This window comes from Alienimonas chondri, from assembly GCF_013036045.1.
GTDB classification, from domain to species: domain Bacteria; phylum Planctomycetota; class Planctomycetia; order Planctomycetales; family Planctomycetaceae; genus Alienimonas; species Alienimonas chondri.
In genome coordinates this window covers 1-6,081 of the sequence record NZ_WTPX01000211.1, presented here as the reverse complement: position 1 = coordinate 6,081, position 6,081 = coordinate 1, and the positions used below count along the sequence as shown (strand labels likewise).

Below are 6,081 nucleotides of genomic sequence, written 5' to 3'. Positions count from 1 at the left end.
CCGTTCGCCTTCACCCCCGCCGCCCGCACTTCGCCGCCGATCTCCACCAGATAGTTCGTCAGTTCCGCAGCCTCCAACGCATCCGCCACGCGGTCGACCCCGTGCCCCTTCGCGATGGCGGACAGATTGACCCGCAGCCCGGCGATATCCTTCCGCAGTGCCGGCGGGTCGTCGCGAACGTGCAGCTTTTCATAGCCGACGTGCGCCCGCGTCTCCGCGAGGACCTGATCGGACGGCGCTTCGATCGGTCGCGCTCCGTCGCCGAACCCCCACAGATCGACCAGGGGACCGACCGTCGGGTCGAACGCCCCGCCGCTGTCGGCAGCGATCTCGAGCGCCAGCGCCGTGACGGCCGCGGTCTCCGGGGAGACGTCGAACCAGTCGGTCGACTGAGAGGCATTGAAGCGGCTCAATTCGCTCTCGGGGTCCCAGGTAGACATTTGCCGGTTGACGGCCTGCAGCTCGGCGTCGATCCGAGCTTTGAGCCAGTCTGCTGAGATCCCCTCCGGCAGTTCGGCAATCGCGACGGAGTAGGTCGTCCCCATCGTCTGCCCCTGCCAACGCACGACGGCGGGCTCCGGCGGAGCGTCGGCGAGCGGACCGCAGCCCGCCGCGACCAGCACCAATAAACACAAAACGCCGAGGCTCCGTGGAGCCTCGGCGTTCTTGCGGACAGACACGTTCAACCCCCGAAGTCGTCGAACATAATGTTCTCCGGCTCCACGCCCAGATCGTCGAGCGTCTTCAGAACGGCCTGCAACATCATCGGCGGGCCGCAGATGTAATATTCGATATCCTCCGGCGCCGGGTGGTCCTTCAGATAGTTATCGAGCAGCACCTGGTGAATAAACCCGGTGTAGCCGTCCCAGTTGTCCTCCGGCATCGGATCGGACAGGGCGATATTGAACTGAAAGTTCGGAAAATCCTTTTCGATCTGCCGGAACTCGTCGATGTAAAACAGCTCGCGCTTACTGCGGCCGCCGTACCAATAGGAGACCTTGCGGTCGGTCTTCAGCCCTTTGAAGAGTTGGAAGATATGACTGCGGAGCGGGGCCATGCCGGCGCCGCCGCCGATGTAGACCATCTCGGCCTTCGTGTCCCGGATGAAGAACTCACCGTAGGGGCCGGAGATCGTGCACTTATCCCCCGGCTTCAGGTTGAAGATGTACGAACTCACCTTCCCCGGCGGGGTGCCCTCCGGCGCCCGCGGCGGCGGGCTGGCGATGCGGACGTTGAGGCGAATGATCCCCTCTTCGCCCGGCCAGTTGGCCATCGAATAGGCCCGGAACACCGGCTCGTCGACGACGGACTTGTACCGCCACAGGTCGAACTTGTCCCAGTCGCCGCGGAAGTGCTCCTCGACGGCGAAGTCCTTGTACTCGACTTCGTGCGGCGGCACTTCGATCTGAATGAATCCGCCGGACTTAAACTTCACCTGCTCGCCTTCGGGGACTTCGAGGATGAGGTCCTTAATAAAGGTGGCGACGTTCTCGTTGCTGCGGACCGTGCACTCCCACTTTTTGGTCTCGAAGACCTCCGGCGGGACTTCGATCTTCATGTCCTGCTTGACGGCCACCTGACAGGACAGGCGTTCGCCCTCGCGGGCCTGCTTTTTGTTGATGTGGCCCGCTTCGGTCGGCAGCAGGTCGCCGCCGCCTTCGAGCACCTTCACTTTGCATTGGGCGCAGGTGCCGCCGCCGCCGCAGGCACTGGAGACGAAAATGCCGTTATCGGCCAACGCCCCCAGCAATTTGCCGCCGGCGGGGATATGCAACGTCTTCTGGTCGTTGACGTTGATCTCCACGTCGCCGCTGGCGACCAGCTGCTTGCGGGCCAACAGAATGACCGTCACCAGCCCCATCACGATCAGCGTGAAGAAGGTGATGCCGAGCAGGATCGGGTAAAATTCGGCCATCGGACTTTTTGAGAAACCGTAATCTGTACGAGGAACCGCCGTCCGGTCGCGTACGCAACCGGACCGCTGGTCAAATACCGCCGAGGCCCATGAAGGCGAGGGCCATAAGGCCGACGGTGATGAAGGTGATGCCGAGACCCTTCAAACCGTCGGGGACGTCGGAGTACTTCAACTTCTCGCGGATGCCCGCGAGGGCCACGATCGCCAACGCCCAGCCAAAGCCGCTGCCGAGGCCGTACACGACGCTCTGGCCGAAATCGTATTTCCGCTCCACCATGAACAGGCTCCCGCCGAGGATCGCGCAGTTCACGGTGATCAGCGGCAGGAAGATGCCCAACGCGTTGTAGAGAGCCGGCACATAGCGGTCGAGCGTCATCTCCAGGATCTGAACCATCGCCGCGATCACGCCGATGTAGCTGATGAAGCCCAGGAAGCTGAGGTCCAACGAGGCGAACTGAAACTGATCTTCGTTCGTCGGGCTGTGGCCCAGCAATTGGTCCAGCCAGATCAGCGCTCCCGGCTTCAACAGATGTTGAAAGATCAGGTTGTTCGCCGGGACGGTGATGGACTGAATCACGATGACCGCGATTCCCAGCCCGATCGCCGTTTTGACGTTCTTGCTGACCGCCAGGAACGTGCACATGCCCAGGAAGAAGGCAAGCGCGAGGTTCTCGACGAACACCGCTTTGAGGAACAGTCCGAGGTAGGCTTCGATCATGATGTTTTAACGGCGGCGGGGGCGTGCGGAGGGACTCTCAACTCTGGACTCTCGTCTCTCAACTCACTCCTCAATGCCCCTCCTCGACCTGCTCCGGCTTCCAGGTGCGAACGATCCAGATGAACGCCCCGATCAGGAAGAAGGCGCTCGGCGGCAGCAGCATCAGGCCGTTGCCGTTGTAGTCGAACTGGTTCAACACGTCGTAACCGAGCAACGTCCCGGCGCCGAACAACTCGCGGAAGAAGCCGACCAGCACCAGAACCAGTCCGTAGCCCAACCCGTTGCCGATGCCGTCCAGGAACGACAGGCCCACGGAGTTCTTCATCGCGAAGCCTTCGGCCCGGCCCATCACGATGCAGTTCGTGATGATCAGCCCGACGAACACGCTCAGCTGGCGGGCGACGTCCGGCACGAACGCCTTGAGCACCTGATCGACCACGATCACCAGCGAGGCGATCACCGTCATCTGCACGATGATCCGGATCGAACTGGGAATGAAGTCCCGAATCATCGCGATCGCCGCCCCGCTGCACGCGCACACCGCGATCACGCAGAGGCTCATCACGATGCTGGGCTTCAACTGACTGGTCACCGCCAGCGCGCTGCAAATCCCGAGGATCTGCAAGCCGATGGGGTTGTTGTTGAAGACCGGGTCGAACAGGACCGAGGTCGGCTTTGGGGCGGCCATCGTGGGGTCAGCGCCAGGCGGCGAACGGGGAGGAAAGCGGGCGGAGGGGGGCGGATCGCGGCGGCGTCAGTTGGCCGTCGTCTCCGCCTGCTTGTCGAGCGCCGCCTCGGCGGCGGCCGGGTCGACGCGATGCAACTCTAACAACTCGGGGTCCAGTTCTTTCAGGTAGGCTCCGAAGGCGTCCTTGGAGAGCCAGTAGTTCACCATGTACTCCACGCCGTTGGACGTGATCGTCGCCCCGGCGAGGGCGTCGACCTGATACTGAGCGGCCTCGCTGCCCTCGGCGGCGGGCACCTTCGCCACTTCGAACGCCGGGGTGAAGGTTTCGTCGAACGCGGATCGGCCCTGCCATTCCTGCTGCCAACTGGCGTTCTCAACCTCGGCGCCCAAACCGGCGGTCTCGGCCTGCTCGTAGAACGTGACGCCGGCGATCGGGAATCGAGCTTTGGGATCGGTCTCGTCGAAGTTCACGTCCAACGCGAGATACGCCCGCAGCGTGCTCCAGAGGCCCTTGCCGGCGACCGGAAACACGAGGCGTTCGACGGAATTTCCGTTCTCGGAGAGCACCTGGTAGACCGGCGCGACGTTCGGCCGACGGCCCGGCACGCCGTACTCGGACGGGATCGCCCCCGACAGCTCGTCGGAATCTGCGGCGGCTTCGAAGTCGTACGCCTTGCTCTCCGGGTCCGGGGCGACGACCGGCCGGCCCGTGGAGAAGTCGATCCACTGCTCGCGGATGCGGGCGGCGTAGACCTCGTCGACCGTGTCGTTGGAGGCGTCCTGCTCGATCAGCCCGGCGGCGAGCAGACGATTCCGCTGCTTGGCGAGCTTCTCGTTGGCGTCCTGCAAATCCCGCAGGGAGACCGCAGCGACGCTGACCACCGCGCTGCACACCAGGCAGAGCAGCACCGATACCGTCAGCACGTTGGCCAGCGAGTCTTTATTCTTCGGCTTGAAAGCCACGGGGGACGGGTCGTCGGAGGAGCGAGAAACGGGGGAGGAAACCGAAGCCGGACGCGAACGCCCGGCCGGGGTCACGCGGTTGCGGGAGCGGGCACGGAGTAGTCTTCGGACGGCTTCGCGGTCGTCGCTTTCGCCCGAGCCAACCGGCGGTTGATGTTCCGCTGGACGACGAAGTGGTCGATCAGCGGAGCGAAGACGTTGCCGAACAGCACCGCCAGCATGATGCCCTCCGGGTAAGCGGGGTTCACCACGCGGATCAGCACCGTCACGACGCCGATGAGGATGCCGTACCACCAGTGCCCGGCCTTCGTCCATGTGGAACTGACCGGATCGGTCGCCATGAACACCGCCCCGAAGGCGAACCCGCCCACGACGAGATGATACCAGGGCGGAATGTTGTACATCGCGTACGCCGCGCCCGGATCGCCGACGCGGGCGGCCTCCGCCATCCCCAGCCAGGCGAGGCCGTCGCCGACGAACAGCCACAACAGCGTATCGAAAGCCAATAGCCCGACGACGCAGCCGGCCATGATCCGCCAGGCGCCCACGCCCACTCCGATCAGGATCGCGGCGCCGATGAGGGCCGCCAGCGTGCTGGTCTCGCCCATCGACCCCTCGATCATCCCCAGGAACGACTCCCACCACCCGCCGGGCACCACATCGTAGGCGGCCTGCAGATCGGCGATGCTCGAGCCTTTCGGCATGGTCGACATCGTGTTCAGCGTCGTCGCCGAGGAATAGGCGTCGTACGCCGCGGGGCTGGCGCCGGTCGCGGCGTTCCAGACCTTGTCGCCGGTGATCTCCGCCGGGTAGGCGAAGTAGAGGAAGGCCCGGCTGGTCATCGCGGGGTTCAGGAAGTTCTTGCCGGTCCCGCCGAACACCTCCTTCCCGATCACCACGCCGAACAGAATGCCCAGCGCCGCCTGCCACAACGGCGTCGTCGCCGGCAGCGTCAGCGGGAAGAGCATGCTGGTGACCAGGAAGCCTTCGTTGATCTCATGCCCCCGCACGACGCTGAAAATCGCCTCCGCCGTGCCGCCCACCGCCACCGTGACGATGTACAGCGGTAGGAACCACAGCAGACCGTGCAGGAAGTTCGCGATGTGGTTGTCCGGATCGGGCGAGAGCCCCAACGCCCCCATCAGCCAGCCCCGCCAGCCCTCGACGCGCGGCTCTTCCAGCAACCGGGCCTGCACGAGCTCGTCGACCGCCCCGCGGGCGCCCAGCGCCGCCTCAAGCCGCTCCTTCTGAGCGGCGGTCGGCTCCCCGTCGCCGAGGATCGCCTTCTCAAGCTGCGCGGTCGAGGTCGACAGGACCGGATCTGCGGCGGCCTCGATCTTCTCGACGGGATCCAGCACGAGCGTCCCAGCGGATAGCGTCGCGAACTCCTCGGCGCCCAGATCCTTCAACGCCCCGGCAGGCAAGGCGTCCAGCGCCTGCTCCGCCTCGGCGGCGAGAGCCTGCCGCGACTCGACGGCGTTGTCGGCCAACACGCTTTTCAGCGCGTAATTCGCCTGATAGCCGGTGTTGTAGCACGCCATGAAGATGGCGGGGATCAGCGCGACGACGACCAGCGTCATCATCCGCTTCAGATCCATCCCGTCACGCACATGACTGGGTCCCTCCGTCACCTCGCCGGGCGTGTACAGAAAGGTGTCCGCCGCCTCGTAGGCGGGGTACATCTTCTCCAGCCTACCGCCCTTTTCAAACGGGGGGGCGAACTTATCGAGGGAGCTTCGGAGCAGCTTCATGGCCGGTCGGCGGGGTCGCCGAATGGGGGCAGGATGACGGGGGCGG

General features: G+C 64.7%; 6 protein-coding genes. All 6 read right to left on the bottom strand.

Going from position 1 to position 6,081, the window contains the following annotated elements; translation table 11 throughout:
- The coding region (locus tag LzC2_RS19630; RefSeq protein ID WP_171189729.1) for an FAD:protein FMN transferase at window positions 1–680 on the bottom strand (680 nt) is incomplete at its 3' end.
- Window positions 681–682: 2 nt separating this feature from the next.
- Window positions 683–1,915 carry an NADH:ubiquinone reductase (Na(+)-transporting) subunit F gene (nqrF, locus tag LzC2_RS19625; RefSeq protein WP_171189728.1) on the bottom strand — a complete coding sequence of 411 codons (1,233 nt, stop codon included), beginning with the start codon at window positions 1,913–1,915 and terminating at the stop codon, window positions 683–685.
- Between the two features lie 70 nt (window positions 1,916–1,985).
- The gene (gene nqrE / locus LzC2_RS19620; protein ID WP_171189727.1) at window positions 1,986–2,633 is read right to left on the bottom strand and encodes an NADH:ubiquinone reductase (Na(+)-transporting) subunit E; all 648 of its coding nucleotides are present in this window, start codon (window positions 2,631–2,633) and stop codon (window positions 1,986–1,988) included.
- A gap of 70 nt (window positions 2,634–2,703) precedes the next feature.
- Window positions 2,704–3,321, bottom strand: coding sequence for an NADH:ubiquinone reductase (Na(+)-transporting) subunit D (locus LzC2_RS19615; RefSeq protein WP_171189726.1), 618 nt, complete (start codon window positions 3,319–3,321; stop codon window positions 2,704–2,706).
- 66 nt (window positions 3,322–3,387) lie between these two features.
- On the bottom strand, window positions 3,388–4,284 hold the full coding sequence (nqrC, locus tag LzC2_RS19610; RefSeq protein WP_171189725.1) for an NADH:ubiquinone reductase (Na(+)-transporting) subunit C: 897 nt from the start codon (window positions 4,282–4,284) through the stop codon (window positions 3,388–3,390).
- Window positions 4,285–4,355: 71 nt separating this feature from the next.
- Complete coding sequence (locus LzC2_RS19605) at window positions 4,356–6,035, bottom strand: NADH:ubiquinone reductase (Na(+)-transporting) subunit B (RefSeq protein ID WP_171189724.1); 1,680 nt, start codon at window positions 6,033–6,035, stop codon at window positions 4,356–4,358.
- Window positions 6,036–6,081: the final 46 nt, after the last annotated feature.